General features: G+C 68.2%; 18 protein-coding genes. 15 read left to right on the top strand and 3 right to left on the bottom strand.

Translation table 11 applies throughout. The features are described 5' to 3' along the window. Nucleotides 1–19 precede the first annotated feature (19 nt). Nucleotides 20–694, bottom strand: a complete 675-nt coding sequence (gene radC, locus OA56_RS08460; RefSeq protein WP_028874549.1) for a RadC family protein — start codon at nucleotides 692–694, stop codon at nucleotides 20–22. Nucleotides 695–773: 79 nt separating this feature from the next. Between radC and coaBC the strand changes: the two genes are divergently transcribed. The 10 genes from coaBC (at nucleotide 774) to OA56_RS08410 (ending at nucleotide 9,801) form a co-directional block, all read left to right on the top strand. Continuing rightward, entirely contained in the window at nucleotides 774–2,015 is a 1,242-nt protein-coding gene (coaBC, locus tag OA56_RS08455; protein WP_037989611.1) for a bifunctional phosphopantothenoylcysteine decarboxylase/phosphopantothenate--cysteine ligase CoaBC, read from the top strand. A 26-nt stretch (nucleotides 2,016–2,041) separates the two neighbouring features. After that, on the top strand, nucleotides 2,042–2,488 hold the full coding sequence (gene dut / locus OA56_RS08450) for a dUTP diphosphatase (protein ID WP_028874547.1): 447 nt from the start codon (nucleotides 2,042–2,044) through the stop codon (nucleotides 2,486–2,488). Beyond that, nucleotides 2,485–2,928, top strand: coding sequence for an NUDIX domain-containing protein (locus OA56_RS08445; protein ID WP_461584631.1), 444 nt, complete (start codon nucleotides 2,485–2,487; stop codon nucleotides 2,926–2,928). Before dut ends, OA56_RS08445 begins: the two co-directional genes overlap by 4 nt. Before the next feature lie 168 nt (nucleotides 2,929–3,096). After that, nucleotides 3,097–4,014 carry a glycine--tRNA ligase subunit alpha gene (gene glyQ / locus OA56_RS08440; protein WP_028874545.1) on the top strand — a complete coding sequence of 306 codons (918 nt, stop codon included), beginning with the start codon at nucleotides 3,097–3,099 and terminating at the stop codon, nucleotides 4,012–4,014. A gap of 3 nt (nucleotides 4,015–4,017) precedes the next feature. Further along, nucleotides 4,018–6,132, top strand: coding sequence for a glycine--tRNA ligase subunit beta (glyS, locus tag OA56_RS08435; protein WP_461584628.1), 2,115 nt, complete (start codon nucleotides 4,018–4,020; stop codon nucleotides 6,130–6,132). Between the two features lie 11 nt (nucleotides 6,133–6,143). Continuing rightward, a complete protein-coding gene (gmhB, locus tag OA56_RS08430; protein ID WP_028874543.1) occupies nucleotides 6,144–6,683 on the top strand; it encodes a D-glycero-beta-D-manno-heptose 1,7-bisphosphate 7-phosphatase in 540 nt (179 codons plus the stop codon). Beyond that, a complete protein-coding gene (locus OA56_RS08425; protein WP_055422959.1) occupies nucleotides 6,680–7,453 on the top strand; it encodes a lysophospholipid acyltransferase family protein in 774 nt (257 codons plus the stop codon). Before gmhB ends, OA56_RS08425 begins: the two co-directional genes overlap by 4 nt. After that, nucleotides 7,450–8,148, top strand: coding sequence for a TetR/AcrR family transcriptional regulator (locus OA56_RS08420; RefSeq protein ID WP_055422958.1), 699 nt, complete (start codon nucleotides 7,450–7,452; stop codon nucleotides 8,146–8,148). The genes OA56_RS08425 and OA56_RS08420 overlap by 4 nt, the downstream gene beginning before the upstream one ends. Before the next feature lie 52 nt (nucleotides 8,149–8,200). Further along, nucleotides 8,201–8,998, top strand: a complete 798-nt coding sequence (locus tag OA56_RS08415) for an enoyl-CoA hydratase (protein ID WP_141055284.1) — start codon at nucleotides 8,201–8,203, stop codon at nucleotides 8,996–8,998. Then, nucleotides 8,992–9,801: a TatD family hydrolase gene (locus OA56_RS08410; RefSeq protein WP_055422956.1), complete on the top strand. Its 810-nt coding sequence runs from the start codon at nucleotides 8,992–8,994 to the stop codon at nucleotides 9,799–9,801. The genes OA56_RS08415 and OA56_RS08410 overlap by 7 nt, the downstream gene beginning before the upstream one ends. A 55-nt stretch (nucleotides 9,802–9,856) precedes the next feature. Here the strand turns inward: OA56_RS08410 and OA56_RS08405 are convergent, their stop codons facing one another. After that, complete coding sequence (locus OA56_RS08405) at nucleotides 9,857–10,492, bottom strand: TetR/AcrR family transcriptional regulator (protein ID WP_055422955.1); 636 nt, start codon at nucleotides 10,490–10,492, stop codon at nucleotides 9,857–9,859. Between the two features lie 107 nt (nucleotides 10,493–10,599). Here OA56_RS08405 and OA56_RS08400 point away from each other — a divergent pair, with 107 nt between their 5' ends. From OA56_RS08400 to OA56_RS08380, 5 genes are all read left to right on the top strand, one after another. Then, nucleotides 10,600–11,349 (top strand): electron transfer flavoprotein subunit beta/FixA family protein, encoded by a 750-nt coding sequence (locus OA56_RS08400; RefSeq protein ID WP_461584624.1) that lies wholly within the window; start codon nucleotides 10,600–10,602, stop codon nucleotides 11,347–11,349. 17 nt (nucleotides 11,350–11,366) lie between these two features. Next, entirely contained in the window at nucleotides 11,367–12,296 is a 930-nt protein-coding gene (locus tag OA56_RS08395) for an electron transfer flavoprotein subunit alpha/FixB family protein (RefSeq protein WP_461584622.1), read from the top strand. A 15-nt stretch (nucleotides 12,297–12,311) separates the two neighbouring features. Continuing rightward, nucleotides 12,312–12,977 (top strand): energy-coupling factor ABC transporter permease, encoded by a 666-nt coding sequence (locus tag OA56_RS08390; RefSeq protein ID WP_461584620.1) that lies wholly within the window; start codon nucleotides 12,312–12,314, stop codon nucleotides 12,975–12,977. 96 nt (nucleotides 12,978–13,073) lie between these two features. After that, complete coding sequence (locus OA56_RS08385; RefSeq protein WP_055422952.1) at nucleotides 13,074–14,870, top strand: acyl-CoA dehydrogenase; 1,797 nt, start codon at nucleotides 13,074–13,076, stop codon at nucleotides 14,868–14,870. 25 nt (nucleotides 14,871–14,895) lie between these two features. Further along, entirely contained in the window at nucleotides 14,896–16,560 is a 1,665-nt protein-coding gene (locus tag OA56_RS08380) for an AsmA family protein (RefSeq protein ID WP_461584618.1), read from the top strand. Between the two features lie 51 nt (nucleotides 16,561–16,611). On the opposite strand, the gene OA56_RS08375 is transcribed toward OA56_RS08380, so the two are convergent. Then, nucleotides 16,612–17,397, bottom strand: coding sequence for a peptidyl-prolyl cis-trans isomerase (locus tag OA56_RS08375; RefSeq protein ID WP_055422950.1), 786 nt, complete (start codon nucleotides 17,395–17,397; stop codon nucleotides 16,612–16,614). Between the last annotated feature and the right edge of the window lie 94 nt (nucleotides 17,398–17,491).

Raw genomic sequence — 17,491 nt, 5'->3', positions numbered from 1 at the left:
TTGGCGGCTCGTTCCGGGTTCAGAGCATACCGAGTTGCGCGAGCGAGACGACGTTACCTGCCGTGACGATGAAATGGTCGAGCAGGCGTACGTCGATGAGCGCCAGCGCCTCGCGCAGCGTGCGGGTAAGTGCGGCATCGGCGCGGCTCGGCTCGGCGGCGCCGCTGGGGTGGTTGTGCGCGACGATGACGGCGCTTGCGTTGGCGTGGAGCGCCAGCTTGACGAGTTCGCGCGGGTGGACGGCCGTCTGGTCGACGGTGCCGCGAAAGAGTTCGTGGGCGGCGAGCAGGCGGTGGCGGTTGTCGAGCAGCAGGGCGTAAAAGACTTCGTGCTCCAGCCCGGCGAGCCGCAGGCGCAGCCAATCCTTGACGCTCTCGGGATCGGAGAGAAGGTCGGCTTCGCGGGCGGTTTCGGCCAGCGCCCGGCGGGCGAGCTCGAAGGCGGCCTGGAGCTGCGCGTATTTGGCCAGGCCCACGCCATGCACGGCGGCGAAGGCTTTGGGCTGGGCGGAGACGAGCGCGCGCACGCCACCGAAGTGTGTGAGTAGGTCGCGCGCGAGATCGACGGCGCTCTTGCCTCGCACGCCGACCCGGAGGAAAATCGCCAGGAGCTCGGCGTCCGAGAGGGCTGAGGCGCCGCGTTCGAGCAGTTTCTCGCGAGGGCGTTCCTGTTCCGGCCAGTCGGTGATGGGCATGGGGCGCCTGCGCAGCGAACGAGACGAGATGCATTTTCCATGAAGTGCGCCCCGGGCGCAACGGGGAAGAGGAGAGAAGATGGAGCGCAATGAAAGCGGGGCGCCGCCCTTTCTGTTCGGTCGGCGGATCGTGCTGGGCGTGACGGGGGGGGTGGCGGCCTACAAGGCGGCCGAACTCGTGCGCCGGCTCGTCAAGGCCGGAGCGCAGGTCGACGTGGTGCTCACGCCGGGCGGGGCGCATTTCGTCACGCCCACCACCTTCCAGGCGCTCTCGGGGCGGCCGGTGTGGTGCGACCCTTGGGACGAGCGACGCGCCAACGCCATGGCGCACATCGATCTCACGCGCGGGGCGGATCTGCTGCTGGTGGCGCCCTGCACGGCCGATGCCATGGCGCGCTTCGCCCAGGGGCAGGCCGACGATCTGTTGGCGACGCTCGCGCTGGCGCGCGCCTGCCCGATGGCCGTGGCGCCGGCGATGAACCGCCAGATGTGGCTGCATCCGGCCACGCAGCGCAACCGGGAACGGCTCGTCGCCGACGGCGTGCTCGTCTGGGGGCCCGCCGAGGGCGAACAGGCCTGCGGCGAGACTGGCCCCGGGCGCATGATCGAGCCCGAGGAGATCGTGGCGCGGCTGGAAGCGTTTTTCGCGCCGAAGTGGTTCTCCGGGCATGCGGTGCTGGTCACGGCCGGGCCGACCTACGAGCCGCTCGACCCGGTGCGCGTGCTCACCAACCTCAGTTCCGGCAAGATGGGCTATGCGCTGGCGCAGGCGTTCGCGCAGGCCGGCGCCGCGGTGACGCTCGTCTCCGGCCCCGTGAGCCTGCCCACGCCCTTGGGCGTGACGCGGGTGGACGTGACCACCGCCGAGCAGATGCGCGCGGCGGTGCTGGAGCGCGTCCCGGGGCATCGCATCTTCGCCTCGGTGGCGGCGGTGGCCGACTATCGGCCGGCGCGCGTCTCGCCGCAAAAGATCAAGAAGGGGGCGGAACGGCTCACGCTGGAGCTGGTGCGCAATCCCGACATCCTCGCCGAGGTGGCGGCGCTGCCCGAGCCGCCCTGGTGCATCGGGTTCGCCGCCGAGAGCGAGAATCTGGACGAATACGCCGAGCGCAAGCGCCGGGAAAAAGGGCTGCAGCTGGTGGTCGGGAACCTCGTGCAGGAGGCGATGGGGCGCGACGAGAACACCGTCGTGCTCTACGACGAGAACGGCCGCATTCCCTTGCCGACTGCGGACAAGGTCCAGGTTGCCTGGGGCATCGTGCGGCACGTGGCGCAGCGCCTTGGCTTGATCGACACGGCCGTGGAACGGGGGGATCTATGAGCGCTCCGACGCAGGGTAATGACGAAGTGACGGTGCAGGTGCGCTTTCTCGACGAGCGCATCGCGGCCCGCCCGCCGCAGTACGCCACGCCGGGTGCCGCGGGAATGGACCTGCGCGCGGCGATCGCGGCTCCGTTCGAGCTCGAGCCCGGTGCCACGGCGCTCGTGCCCACCGGCATCGCGCTCCATCTGGCCGATCCGGGCCTTGCGGCCCTCATCCTGCCGCGCTCGGGGTTGGGACACAAGCACGGCATCGTGCTGGGCAACCTCGTCGGGCTCATCGATTCGGACTATCAGGGAGAGATCCTCGTGTCGCTGTGGAATCGCGGCGATGAGGCGTTCGTGGTCGAGCCGCTCGCGCGTATCGCCCAGCTGGTGATCGTGCCGGTGATCCATGCGCGTCTCGTCGCGGTGGAGTCGTTCGACCCGAGCGAGCGGGGCGCGGGCGGATTCGGCAGCACGGGGCACGCTTGAGCGCCACGCCAGTGCGGTTCGCCATCCCCACCGCGGTGCAGGTACGGCTCTTCGACGAGCAGGGCCGGGTGCTTTTCCTGCGCCGCGCCGGTACGGGCTTTTTCGACGGGTTCTGGAGCCTGCCGGGCGGGCACGTGGAAAACGGCGAGAGCCTGCGGCAGGCCGCGGTGCGCGAGCTCGCCGAGGAGCTGGGCATCGAGGTGGCGCAGGAGGCGCTCACGCCGGTGGCGGTGGTGCATCGCGCATCCGACACCAACCGCATCGAGTTCCTCTTCGAGGCACGTCGCTGGCAGGGGGAAGCGCGCATCGCCGAGCCGCACCGCTGCGACGGATTGTGTTGGGCCGATCCGGCGCGGCCGCCCCAGCCCTTCGCGCCCTACCTCGCGGTGGTGTGGTCGCGGTTGGGGCAGGCGTGGTTGCTCGAGGTAGGATGGGACTGACGCCCGGTGAGAGGCGGTTTCTGGCGTGCCGCGCATCCCTTTTCCTCTTTTGCCGCAAGCTGCGGCGGGGGCTTTCGATGGCGCCGCGGCCTGCAGTGCTGCTGGCGCCGCGCCGCGTTAGCCCGTAAAATGGCGCCTTTGCGCCGCCATCGAGCCTCCGGACGGACCATGAGCGAAGAAAAACCCACGTTTCAGGACCTCATCCTGCGCCTGCAGCGCTACTGGGCCGAGCTGGGCTGCGTGCTGCTGCAGCCCTACGACCTCGAAGTGGGCGCGGGAACCTCGCATACCGCCACTTTCCTGCGGGCCATCGGCCCCGAGCCGTGGAATGCCGCCTACGTGCAGCCCTCGCGTCGGCCCAAGGACGGGCGCTATGGGGAGAACCCCAACCGGCTGCAGCACTACTACCAGTTCCAGGTGGTGCTGAAACCCTCGCCGCTCGACATCCAGGATCGTTACCTCGCCAGCCTCGTGGCGCTGGGGATCGACCCGCGCGAGCACGACGTGCGTTTCGTCGAGGACGACTGGGAGAACCCCACGCTCGGCGCCTGGGGTCTGGGCTGGGAGGTGTGGCTCGACGGTATGGAAGTGACGCAATTCACCTACTTCCAGCAGGTGGGCGGGCTGGACTGCCGGCCGGTGCTGGGCGAGATCACCTACGGGCTCGAGCGCCTGGCGATGTACCTGCAGGGCGTGGAGAACGTCTACGACCTCGTCTGGACGCGCACGGGCGACGGCCGGGTGGTCACCTACGGCGACGTCTTCCACCAGAACGAGGTGGAGCAATCGAAGTACAACTTCGAATATTCCAACGTGCCCCTGCTCTTCGAACTTTTCGGGCATTTCGAGCTTGAAGCCAAGCGGCTGATCGAGGCGGCGCTGGTGCTGCCCGCCTATGAGATGGTGCTCAAGGCTGCGCACACCTTCAACCTGCTCGATGCGCGCGGGGCGATCTCCGTGACCGAGCGCGCCGCCTACATCGGGCGCATCCGGGCGCTCGCCCGCGCGGTGGCGCAGGCTTATCTCGCCAGCCGCGAGGCGCTGGGCTTTCCCATGCTCGCCGCGGCCGCAAAGAAAGGAGCCTGAGTCATGAGTGAACGGGAAACCCTGCTGGTCGAACTCGTCACCGAGGAACTGCCGCCCAAGGCGCTGCCGCGGCTGGGCGAAGCCTTCGGGCGCGGTGTGCTCGAGCGCCTACAGGCGCGGCGCCTGGTCGATGCCGACGCGCCCTGGCGCTGGTTCGCCAGCCCCCGGCGGCTGGCGGTGCAGGTGAGCGGCGTGCGCGAGCGTGCGCCCGATCAGGCCAAAGAAGAACGCCTCATGCCCGTGGCGGTGGCGTTCGATGCCGCCGGCAAGCCCACGGCGGCGCTGGAAAAGCGCCTCGCCGCCAAGGGGCTCACGCTGCAGAACGCCAAGCTCGAGCGTCGCATCGAGGGCAAGCAGGAAATGCTCTACCTGCACACGGTGGAAGCAGGGGCGCGGCTCGACGAGGCGCTCGCCGTGCTCGTGGCCGAGGCGATCCGCGCCTTGCCCATCCCCAAGCTCATGCGCTGGGGCTCGGGCGAGGCGCAGTTCGTGCGCCCGGTGCATCGCCTGGTGCTGCTGCACGGCGCACGGGTGGTGCCGGGGCGAGTGCTCGACCTGGACTCGGGCCGCGAGACCCTGGGGCATCGCTTCATGAGCCGCGGTGCGATCGAGCTCGCCCATGCCGAGGCCTATGAGCCGACGCTGCGCGCCGAGGGCAAGGTCATCGCCGACTTCGCCGAGCGGCGCGCCGAGATCGAACGCCATCTGCAGGAAAAGGCCGCCGCCGAAGGGGGCGTTCTGGGCGAGCATGCGGCGCTGCTCGACGAAGTAACCGCCCTCGTCGAGCATCCCACCGTCTATGTCGGGCGCTTCGAGGAGGAATTCCTCGCCGTTCCGCCCGAGTGCCTCATCCTGACGATGCAGGCGAACCAGAAGTATTTTCCCTTGTTCGATGCGCAGGGGCGGCTGACGAACCGCTTTCTCATCGTTTCGAACATGCACCTGTCCGAGCCCAAGAGCCGCAACATCGTCGAGGGCAACCAGCGGGTGGTGCGCCCGCGCCTGGCCGATGCGCGCTTCTTCTACGAGCAGGACCGCAAGGAACGGCTGGAATCGCGCCTGCCGCGGCTGGACGCCATCGTCTATCACAACCGCATCGGCACCCTGGGCGAGCGCGTGGCGCGGCTGGAATCGCTCTCAGGCTGGCTCGCCGAGCGGCTGGCCGCCGACGTGGCGCTCGCGCGGCGTGCGGCAAGGTTGGCGAAGTGCGACCTCGTCACCCAGATGGTGGGTGAGTTCCCCGAGCTGCAGGGCGTGATGGGGCGCTACTATGCGCTCGCCGACGGGGAGCCGGAAGCGGTGGCCGAGGCGATCGAGGATCACTACAAGCCGCGCTTTGCCGGCGACACGCTGCCGCGCCGGCTCACGGGGAAAATCGTGGCGCTCGCCGAGCGGCTCGACGCGCTCGCCGGGCTCTTTGCCATCGGCGAGATCCCCACCGGCGAGAAAGATCCCTATGGTCTGCGCCGCGCCGCGCTGGGGGTGCTGCGCATCGCCGTCGAGACGCCGCTGCCACTCGAGCTCGACGCGGCGATCGAGCGCGCGCTCGCCGAGCAGCCCCCTGCGGTGCGCGCCCAGGCTCCGGCCGATACCGTCGAGAAACTGCGCCGCTTCTTCGACGAGCGTCTGCGCCATTGGCTGCGCGAGGCGGGGCATGCGCTCGATGCGATCGATGCAGTGCTCGCGCTGCGCCCGGGCCGCATCGACACGGTGCCGGCGCGGCTCGAGGCGGTGGCCTCTTTCCTCGAGGCGCCGGAAGCGCCCACGCTCGCCGCGGCGAACAAACGCATCGCCAACCTGCTCAGGAAAGCGGGCGAAGAGGGCGCGGCGCACGTCGACGTGGCCCTCTTTGCCGAACCCGAGGAGAAGGCGCTCTTCGAGAAGATGCACGCCGTGGCGCCTTACGTCGCCTCGCATCTGGAAAACGAGGCCTACGCCCAGGCGCTCAGCACGCTGGTGGCGCTCGCCGCGCCGGTGGATGCCTTCTTCGATCGCGTGATGGTGCTGTGCGACGAGCCGCTCTTGCGCGCCAACCGTCTGGCGCTGCTGCGCGAGCTGTGGCGGCTCATGAACCAGGTGGCCGACCTGTCGGTACTCGCGCGCGAGGCCGGCGCCTGAGGGGGGCAGCGATGAAACTCATCGTGCTGGATCGCGACGGGGTGATCAACGAGCATTCCGAGCAGTTCGTCAAGAGTCCGGAGGAATGGATCCCCATTCCCGGTTCGCTCGAAGCGATCGCCCAGCTCACCCAGTGGGGCTGGCGGGTGGTGATCGCCACCAACCAGTCGGCGATCGGTCGCGGCCTCATCGGCATGGATACCCTCAACGCGATCCACGAGACCATGCTGCGCCGGCTCGCCGAAGTGGGCGGGCGCATCCACGCCATCTTCTTCTGCCCGCACGCCGAAGTGGAGAACTGCGCCTGCCGCAAACCCAAGCCGGGGATGCTGCTCGAGATCGGGCAGCGCTTCGGCGTGGATCTGTCGCAGGTGCCGGCGGTGGGCGACGGCATCCGCGACATCCAGGCGGCGGTTGCCGCCGGCTGCCGCCCGTGGCTGGTGCTCACCGGCAAAGGGCGGCAGACGTTGGCAAGCGGTCTGCTGCCGGAGAACGTGACCATCGCCGAAGATCTGGCCGAAGTCGCCCGCCGGCTCACGGAGTCGCCATGAGCCCCCGCCGCGCCCCGCTCTCGGCCTGGATCCGCTCGATCCTCTTCGTCGTGCTCATGACGCTCGTGACGGTGCCCTATTCGCTGGTGACGGTCGCCGTGCGTCCCTTGCCGCCGCTGCCGCGCCATCGCATCGTCAGTTTCTGGGCGAAGATCACCGCCTTCCTCATCTGGCACGTGCTCGGCATCCGCTGGCGGGTGGAGGGGAGGGAGAATATCCCGGCGCGGCCCTGCGTCTTTCTCGCCAAGCACCAGTCGGCCTGGGAGACGCTGGTGCTGGAGGCGATCCTGCCGCGGCTCGTCTTCGTGCTGAAAAAGGAGCTGCTGCGCATCCCCTTCATCGGCTGGGGACTGGCGAGCTGCTCGATGATCGCCATCGACCGCAACGACCGGCGCGGCGCGCTGCAGCAGGTGATCGAGCAGGGCAAGGAGCGGCTCGCGCAGGGCTTCTCGGTGCTCATCTTCCCCGAAGGCACCCGGGTGGCGCCGGGGCACACGAGGCGCTATCTCGCTGGCGGCGCGGCGCTTGCCGTGTCGGCGGGCGTGCCGGTGGTGCCGATCGCGCACAACGCCGGTGAATTCTGGCCCAAGGGGGCCTTCGTCAAGATCCCGGGTGAAGTGCTGGTGTCGATCGGACCGCCGATCGATCCCCAGGGAAAGAGCGTCGACGAGGTCAATCGCCTGGCGGCACAGTGGATCGAGGCCGAGATGCGGCGCCGCTTCCCTTGGCATTATGGCGACGGCGACGTGACGGCGGGGGTGCGAGCGTGAGCGAGAAAAAGGAAAGGAAACCCCCGCGTCCGGTCTGCGGTGCCGAGACGCGGGAGAAAATCCTCGATGCGGCCGAGGCGCTCTTTGCCGAGCACGGCTTCGAAGGCGCTTCCATGCGCATGATCACTGCCCGCGCCGGGGTCAACCTCGCGGCGGTCAATTATCACTTCGGATCCAAAGAGAACCTGCTGCGCGAGATCTTCCGCCGGCGTCTGGCCGAGATCACGGAGGAGCGACGACGCCGCCTGGCGCAGCTTCAGCGCGACGCCGAGGCGCTGGGAAAGGCGGTGCGACCCAGTCGCATCGTCGAAGCCTTCTTCGCCCCATTGCTGGAACTGGCCCGCACGGAAGGAGGGCGGCGCTTTCTCCAGCTCCTGGGCCGGACGATGACCGATCCGAGCGCCTTCGTGCGGCACGTGCTCGCCAAGGAGTACGGCGACGTCACCGACGAATACCTCGAGGCGCTCTACCGCTCCCTGCCGGGCGTGCCGCACGCGGAGATCTTCTGGCGTTTCCACTTCATGCTGGGCGCCGTCTCCTACGCCATCGCCGGCGCCGGGGGGCTGCAGCAGCTTGCCGGAGAATCCTTCGACGATCACGATCCGGCCAAGCTCGAAGCGCGGCTCATGAGTTTCCTTTTGGGGGGATTGCGCGCACCGTTGCCGGATTTTGCGGCACAAGCGCACGCCGGCTGAGCTTGGCGTATCATGAACGGGCCGTGATCCATTCCCCGGAGGAGACCCGAACATGGACCAATCCCAGACGACCGCCGCCGAGCCCCTGGTGCACACCAAGCTCGAAGACGGCGTGCTCACCCTCACCCTGAACCGGCCGCAGCAGTACAACGCGCTCTCCTGGGCGATGCTGGAAGCCTTGCGCGAGGCGCTGAGCTCGGCGCAGGATCCGGCCGTGCGCGTGGTCGTGCTCGCCGGCGCCGGCAAAGCCTTCTGCGCCGGGCACGACCTCAAGGAGATGCGGGCCAACTGCACGCTGGATTTCCAGCGCCGGCTCTTCGCATTGTGCTCCGAGGTGATGCTCTCCCTCATCAGATTACCGGTGCCGGTGATCGCGCGCGTGCATGGCATTGCCACGGCCGCCGGTTGCCAGCTCGTGGGCATGTGCGACCTTGCCGTGGCGAGTAGTCAGGCGCGCTTCGCCGTCTCCGGCATCAACGTCGGGCTGTTCTGTTCGACTCCCTCCGTGGCCCTGTCCCGCAACATGGGGCGCAAGGAAGCGTTCGAAATGTTGGTCACGGGGGAATTCATCGATGCCGAAGAAGCCTATCGTCGCGGCCTCGTCAATCGCGTCGTCGATCCGGAGGCGCTCGACGAGGAAGTGGAACGGCTCGCCGCCGCGATCAAGGCGAAATCTCCGGTGGCGGTACGCATGGGCAAGGAGCTTTTCTACCGTCAGCTGGAGATGGGGATCGAGGCGGCCTACCAGCTCGCCGGCGAGGTGATGGCCTGCAACATGATGGCCGAGGACGCCGCCGAAGGGATAGACGCCTTCATCGAGAAACGTCCGCCGCAGTGGCGCGGATGCTGATCGACACCCACCTGCACTGGGACGCCGAAGAATACGACGCCGATCGCGAGGATCTGCTCGCGGCAGCGCGCGCGGCCGGTATCGGCCTTTTCGTCGTGCCCGGCGTGGTGCCCGGGCTTTTCGCCCGGCAGGCGGAAAAATGCCGGGACGTGCCCGAAGCGCGGCTCGCCTGGGGCGTGCACCCGCTCTACGTACACGAGGTGCAGCGCCACGCCGAGGCGCTTGCCGGAGCCAAGCCGGATGGGCCGGGCGCCTGCGCCGCGGCGATGGCGCAGCTGGAATCCTGGATCGCGGCGCACCCGACGGTGGCGATCGGCGAGATCGGGCTCGACCGCTTCGTCGCTTCCCCTTCGCTCGAAGCGCAGCGGCCCTGGTTCGAGGCCCAGCTGCGGCTGGCACAGCAACTCGGTCTGCCGGTGATCCTGCACGTGCGCCGAGCCGTCGAGGACGTGCTCCAGAGCCTGGCGAAGCACCGCGTGGCTGGCGGCATCCTGCACGCTTTCAATGGCTCCTTCGCCCAGGCGGAACGGGCGCTGCGCCTGGGATTTGCTTTGGGATTCGGCGGCACGATGAGCTACGAAGGGTCGCGCCACGTCCGCCGGCTCGCCGCCGAGCTTCCCTGGGAGGCGATCGTGCTCGAGACCGACGGGCCGGACATCCCGCCCGTCTGGGCGCAGGACCGGCGCACCGTGCCGGCGGATCTGGCGCGCTACGCCGAGATCCTCGCGGAGCTGCGCGGCTGCACGGTTGCTGAAGTGATCGAGCGCACGGGCGAGAACGCGCGCCGCGTGCTTCGGCTGTGACATGCTCCGGTCGTCTTGTTCCGTCGTCGCTCGCGACGGTTGGACGCGGCGCCCTTCATTCGGCGTGCAGGCGCTCGCTGCTGCCCTCGTCGTCGCCCGCAGCGGGTCCGGTGATCCAGCCGGCGATGCGCGTCTTCAGACGCTCGATTTCCTGCGGCATGCGCTCGACGTGCATGAGCGAGAAGCCGAAGACGTAGGCGTAGAGGAGCGTGGCCCGCGCCGTGGCCTCTTCTTCCGAAAGCCCCAGCGCGAGGAAGAGGTCGCGGGCGCAGGCGAGCCGGATCGCATCAACTTCCGCCACCACTTCGGCCACTTCCGGGTCGCGTTGCGCCCATTCGCGGATGGCGAGTTCGATGAGGATGCCCTTGCGGTTGCGGCTCGCGCTATAGACGTCGATCACGTGGCGCAACTGCTCGGCCTCGTGCCCTGGTCGGGCACGGGTCTGTTTGTGGATGTCGCGGATGCGCCCCTCGCGCCAGTGCTCGAGCAGCGCCCGCTGCAGCGCCCGGCGGTCGCGGAAATGCCAGTAGAAGCTGCCCTTGGTGACGCGCAGCTTGCGCGCCAGCGTCTCGATGCGCAGGCCGGCGATTCCTTCCGTGGCGATGAGATCGATCGCTGCCTCGATCCAGGCGGCGCGATCGAGCGAGGCACGCTCGACGGGGGAGCGGTTTGGGTCGTTCACGGTTGCCATCTTGACGAAATCCTTTCCATACGATACCGTATGGAGCACGATCCCGCAAGGGGTGGCCCGGCCCGGCCGGGCGAGGTCGAGATGGCATACTCAACTCGGGGAGAAAAATGAAGATCCTGGTACCGGTAAAACGCGTGGTGGATTACAACGTCAAGATCCGCGTCAAGCCCGACGGCAGCGGCGTGGATACCGCCAACGTCAAGATGTCCATGAACCCCTTCGACGAGATCGCCGTGGAAGAGGCGATCCGGCTCAAGGAAGCGGGCGTGGCGAGCGAGGTCATCGTGGTCAGCTGTGGCGTGGCCCAGTGCCAGGAAACGCTGCGCGCGGCCATGGCCATGGGGGCCGACCGCGGCATCCTGGTGCAGACCGACGTCGAGCTGCAACCGCTCGCGGTGGCTAAGCTGCTGAAAGCCGTGGTGGAGAAGGAACAGCCAGGGCTGGTGATCGCCGGCAAGCAGGCGATCGACGACGACGCGAACCAGACCGGCCAGATGCTCGCGGCGCTGCTCGGCTGGCCGCAAGCCACCTTCGCTTCCAAGGTGGAGATCGCCGACGGCAAGGCCCGGGTCACGCGCGAAGTCGACGGCGGGCTGGAGACGGTCGAGCTGCCGCTGCCCGCGGTCATCACCACCGACCTGCGTCTGAACGAGCCGCGCTTCGCTACCTTGCCCAACATCATGAAGGCGAAGAAAAAGCCCATCGATACGCTCACGCCCGAAGCGCTCGGCGTAGATGTCACGCCGCGTCTTGCCACCCTCAAGGTCGAAGAGCCGCCCAAGCGCAAGGCGGGGGTGATGGTGGGCAGCGTCGATGAGCTCATCGAGAAACTGCGCAACGAAGCCAAAGTGATCTGAGCCGGGAGCCAAATACCATGAAGATTCTCGTCATCGCCGAACACGACAACCAGAAACTCGCTCCGGCCACGGCGCATGCCCTGGGCGCCGCCAAGGCGCTGGGCGCGGCAGCCGACGTGCTGGTGGCCGGCCATGGCTGCCGGGCGGTGGCCGAACAGGCCGCCAAGCTCGAGGGCGTGGCCCGCGTGCTGCTCGCCGATTCGCCGGCGCTCGCAGATCTCACCGCCGAGGCGCTCGCCGCCCAGGCGCTCAAAATCGCCAAGGAATACACCCACATCCTCGTGCCGGCCACGGCCTTCGGCAAGAACGTGGCCCCGCGCATCGCGGCGCTGCTCGACGTGGCCCAGATCTCCGACATCGTCAAGGTGATCGACGCCGACACCTTCGTGCGCCCGATCTACGCCGGCAACGCGCTCGCCACCGTGCGCTCGGGCGATCCGATCAAGGTGATCACCGTGCGCGGCACCGCGTTCGACGCCGTGGGGGAGGGCGGAAACGCCCCCATCGAGGCGATCGAGGCCATCGCCGAGCCGGGGCCCACCAAGGTGGTCGGCCGGGAAGTGACCAAGTCGGCGCGCCCCGAACTGACGAACGCCCGCATCATCGTCTCCGGTGGGCGCGGTCTGGGCAGTGCGGAGAAATTCCACGAGGTACTCGAGCCGCTCGCCGACAAGCTCGGCGCGGCCATCGGCGCCTCGCGCGCCGCCGTGGACGCGGGCTATGCGCCCAACGACTATCAGGTCGGGCAGACGGGCAAGATCGTCGCGCCCGAGCTCTACGTCGCCATCGGCATCTCCGGGGCCATCCAGCACCTGGCCGGCATGAAGGATTCCAAGGTGATCGTGGCGATCAACAAGGATCCCGAAGCGCCCATCTTCCAGGTGGCCGATTACGGCCTGGTGGCCGATCTCTTCCAGGCGGTGCCGGAGCTGACGCAGAAACTGTGAGCGACACGGCGCGAGATGAACCTGCCTTCGGCGCTCTTTTCCGCAGAATGGATCGCCGGTTCCTGGGTGCTGGCGGGGCTGTGGCTTTGGCGCAGCGCTCGCCACACCCCTTGGCAAGCGCTCAAGGACGACCGGCGTTTCCATCTCGTCGCGGGCTGGGCGCTGGGGCTGGCGTTGCTGTGGAGCATTCGCGCCGGCATCGAAGCGGGGCTTACGTTTCATGTGCTCGGGGCGATGGCCGCCACGCTCTCGCTGGGGGCGCCGCTCGCCACCCTGGCGCTCGGCTTGGCCCTCGCCGTGGTGTGCGCCAATGGGGCGTTCGATGCACCGGCCTATGCGCTCAATTTTCTCGTGACGGCGGTCTGGCCGGTGATCTTTGCCGATGCCTGGCGCCGCTTCGTCGCGCGATTCTTACCGGCGCATTTTTTCGTGTTCATCTTCGTGGTGGCCTTCTTCGGGTCGGGATTGACGCTGCTCGCCGAAGGGGCGCTCGCCATCCTGGTATTGTGGGGAGTTGGCGCCTATACGCTGGAGCACCTGCTGCAAGATTGGGCACCTTATTTTGTGCTCATGGGCTTTGCCGAATCGTGGCTCAGTGGGGTGGTGATCACGATGTTCGTGGTCTATCGTCCTGACTGGGTGGCGGCTTTCGACGATGCCCGATACCTGAAAAACAAATGAAAAAACGAAGCCGGCATTCGACCGGGGTGGAAAGGGAACAGGTACCGGAGCCCAGGCTCCGGGATTCGAACGACGAAAACCCTGTAGGAGTAATCCATGAGTGAATATCGTGCCCCGCTGAAAGACATGCGTTTCGTGCTCGAAGAGCTGATCGGCCTCGAGCAGATCGCGCGCCTGCCGCAGTGCGAGGAGGCGAGCCCCGACGTGGTGGCGGCCATCCTCGAAGAGGGTGGCAAGTTCGCCGAGGAGGTGCTCGCCCCCTTGAACCGGGTCGGCGACGTGCACGGCGCCGTGTGGCAGGACGGCGAAGTGAAGACGGCGCCCGGCTGGAAAGAGGCCTACACCGCTTTTCGCGAGGCCGGCTGGACGGCGCTTGCCCGCTCGCCCGAGTTCGGCGGGCAAGGATTGCCCAAAGTGGTGGCCACTGCCGTGATGGAGCTGTGGAAAGGCTCGAACCTCGCCTTCTCGCTGTGCCCCATGCTCACCCAGGGGGCGATCGAGGCCCTCATGCTGTGCGGCTCGCCCGAGCAGAAGAAAATGTATCTGCCCAAGATGGTGAGCGGCGAGTGGACCGGAACCATGAACCTCACCGAGCCGCAGGCCGGTTCCGACCTCTCGGCGGTGCGCACCCGCGCCGAGCCGGTGGGCGACGGCACCTACAAGCTCTACGGGCAGAAGATCTTCATCACCTACGGCGAACACGACCTGGCCGAGAACATCGTGCATCTCGTGCTCGCGCGTCTGCCCGGCGCGCCCGAGGGGGTGAAGGGCATCTCGCTCTTCGTCGTGCCGAAATTCCTCGTCAATGCCGACGGCAGCCTGGGGGCGCGCAACGACGTGCGCTGCGTCTCCATCGAGCACAAGCTCGGCATCCACGCCAGCCCCACCTGCGTGCTCTCCTTCGGTGACCACGGCGGCGCGGTCGGCACCCTGGTGGGCGAGCCCAACCGCGGCCTCGAATACATGTTCATCATGATGAACGAGGCGCGCTTCGCCGTCGGCCTCGAAGGGCTGGCGCTGTCCGAGCGCGCCTATCAAAAGGCGCTCTCCTACGCCAAGGAGCGCATCCAGGGGTTCGAGGTCGGTGTCAAGAGCGGGCCGCGCGTGCCCATCATCCGCCACCCCGACGTGCGGCGCATGCTGATGCTGATGAAATCACAGACCGAGGCCATGCGTGCGCTCGCCTATACGGTGGGGGCGGCGTTCGATCTGGCGCACCACCATCCGGACGAATCGGTGCGCCAGCGCAGCCGCGGCTTCGTCGAGCTCATGACCCCGGTGGTCAAGGGCTGGTGCACCGAGAACTCGGTGACCATCGCCTCGCTCGGCGTCCAGGTGCACGGCGGCATGGGCTTCATCGAGGAGACGGGGGCGGCGCAGCACTACCGCGACGCGCGCATCACCCCCATCTACGAAGGAACCACCGCGATCCAGTCCAACGACCTCATCGGCCGCAAGATCGCCCGCAACGGCGGCGTCATCGCCCGGGGGCTCATCGAAGAGATGCGGCTGGCGGCGGAGAAACTGCGCGCGCAGCCGGGCGAAGACTTCGGCGTGCTCGCGCGCCGGCTTGGCGCCGGCATCGATGCCCTGGAAAAAGGCGTGGCCTACATCCTCGAGACCTACGGGTCCAACCCAAAAGCGGCCCATGCGGTTTCGGTGCCGCTGCTCGAACTCTTCGGCATCGTCTGCGGTGGCTGGCAGCTCGGTCTGTCGGCGCTGGTGGCGGCCAAGCGCCTGGCCGAAGGCGGGGGAGACGAGGCGTTTTATCGCGCCAAGATCGGCACGGCGCGCTTCTATGCCGACCATGTGCTCGCCCGCGCCCCGGCGCTGGGGATGACGGTCACCGAAGGCGCGGCCGGTGTGCTGGCGCTCGACGAGGAGATGTTCTGAGTCTGGGTAGCAGCGGGGAAATCTCATGGTGAAACGCCTGCTCCTTGGCGTACTCGTGCTCGTTGCCGTCGCCGTGGCTGCGCTAGCGGTGTTCGTGGCCACTTTCGATGCGGCGCGTTACCGCGACGAGATCGACCGCTGGGCGCAGGCCCACCTGGGGCGTTCCCTCGAGGTGCACGGTGAGCTGCAGCTCGCGCTCTGGCCCCGCCTTGCGCTCGAAGCGCAGACGGTGCGCCTGGGCAACCCGCCGGGGTTCTCCTCCCCCGCCCTGGCCGAGATCGATCGGCTCGCGCTTGGGGTGGATCTTTTGGCCTTGTTCTCCCGCCGGATCGAGGTGGATACGCTCACGCTGGAAGGCGTGCGCCTGCACCTCGAGCGCCGCTCCGACGGGCGGCAGAACTGGCGGTTCGACCGCCCGACGTCCGTGGCCGCGGCGTCCGGAGCCGAGGCCGAACCCGCGCCTGCGGCCGAGCCGGCGGGGGCGAGGGCGGCCGCCCTGCCGCTTGCTTTGGGCCGCGTGTCGGTGCGCGAGGCGTATGTCCTGTGGTATGGGGCGGGGCGCGAGCAGCCGTTTCGCCTCGGGCCGCTCGCGCTCGAGGCCGGGCCGGTGGTGTCCGAGGCAGCGGTGCCGCTGAAAGCGACCCTGGCGCTGTCTGAGCGCAGCCAGATGAGCCTGGCCGGCCGGCTGGAGCAGTGGCCGCGCGCGCCGCGCTGGGTGGGGCGGCTGGAAGTGCCGGAGTTCGATCTTCGCGCCTGGCTCGAGGCGCAGGGCGTGGCGCTCGATCTGCCGTCGTCGGCTCTGCGTCGGGTGCGCCTGTCTTCCGACGTGCTGGCCGACGCCGCCGCGCTGCACCTGGACGCGCTCGAGCTCAGCGTGGACGAGGTCGCGCTGCAAGGGCGGTTGGGGGCGGATCTGCCGGGCGATCGCGTGGAGACGACGCTCAGCGGAAGCGCCTACGGCGGAGCCCTGCGCCTTCAGGCAAACCTGGACGATCTCGCCGGGTCGCCTCACTGGCAAACGGAGGGGCGGCTCGAGGGGGTCGACGTGGCGCGGCTGCTTACCGCCGTGTACGGCAAATCTTCGCTCACCGGCCAAGGGAGCGTCGATTTCGCCTTGCGCGGACGGGGGCTGACGGCCAACGAGGCGCTGCGCTCGGCCCAGGGCACGCTGCGCGCACGGGTGCGTGACGGAGCCGTGCTGGGGGTGGACGTCGAACGCCTGTTGCGCGACGCTTCGGCCGTGCTGCGCGGCGAGCGGCCGGCCGGCGGCGGAGGAGGGGACCGCACGCCGTTCGAGGAACTCTCCGGCAGCGGGGTGCTGGCTGGCGGCGTGCTGCGCAACGACGACCTCTTCGGCCGCACGGCGCTCTTCACCGCCGAGGGGGCCGGTCGCGTGGATCTGATCCGTTCGGAGCTCGATTACCGCCTGCGGGTGCGATTGACCGCCACGCCCGAAGTGCAGCAAGACGGACCGCTCGCCGTCCTGCTCGGGCTGCCGATTCCGCTGGAAGTGACGGGGCCGCTCGCTTCGCCCGCCTACCGGGTGGTGACCGAGGAACTGGCCCGGGATTTCGCCAAGGAGGCGATCCGCCGGCGGCTTGCGCCACCGGAAGAAGGGCAGGTGCAAGAAGAACAGCCGCCGGTGGTGCCGGCGGTGAAGGAGATCTTTCGCGGGCTGATCGGCCGCTGAAGTGGCGCAGGGGGCTTCCTGCAAGGAGCAGGGGCACCCCTTGCTTCTTTCTTATTCCACTTTCGCTTTCGCGACCAGCTCTTCGAGGTGCTTCTGGATCTTCTGCTGCTGCAGCTGCTGCTCGATCTGCGGCCGGATCTGCTCGAGCGGCGGCGGGGTTTGCGGGCGCACGTCGTCGACGCGGATCACGTGGTAGCCGAACTGGGTCTTGACCGGGGTCTTGGAGGTCTCGCCCTTCTGCATCTTGCCCAGCGCCGTGCCGAAGTCGGGCACGAACATGTCGGGCGTCACCCAGCCGAGATCGCCTCCTTTGTCCTTGCTGCCGGTGTCTTTCGACTGCTTGGCCAGCTCATCCCACGAAGTGCCTTTGTTGAGCTTGGCGATGATGTCCTTGGCTTCGTCCTCTTTCTCCACCAGGATGTGGCGCGTGTGGAGTTCGTTGCCCGAGTACATCGTCTTGATCTTCTCGTAGGCGTTCTTGATCTCTTCTTCGCTCACGGGATTCTTGGCGACGAAATCCTTGAGGTAGGCGCGCACGAGCACGCCCTGACGGGCGAGCTCCATCTCGGCCTTCACTTCGGGGCTCTTGTCGAGCCCCGCCTTCTTCGCTTGCTCGGCGATGACGGCGCGGCGGATGAGCTCGTCCTTGACCGCCTGGCGCAGCTGCTCGTTGTCGGGCAGCCCCTGGGCGACCTGTTCCTTGACGATCACGTCCATGTAGATCTGGGGGATGGGCTGGCCATTGACCTTGGCCACGTTCTGCGCCAGGGCGGGCAGGGCAACGAGCCCGAGGCCGAGGACGGCGGCCCGGACGGGAGTGCGGAGTTTGGCGTACATGGGTTTCCTTTCACGGATGACGGTTCCGGCGCGCCGCGATGCGCGCCGCGAATCCGAGTGTAACCGATGACGGCCGAAAGTAATTCATCGACCT

It is taken from the genome of Tepidiphilus sp. HLB4 (assembly GCF_054823945.1).
Note: the sequence above shows the minus strand (reverse complement) of the source record. Positions and strands in the feature narration are given on the sequence as shown.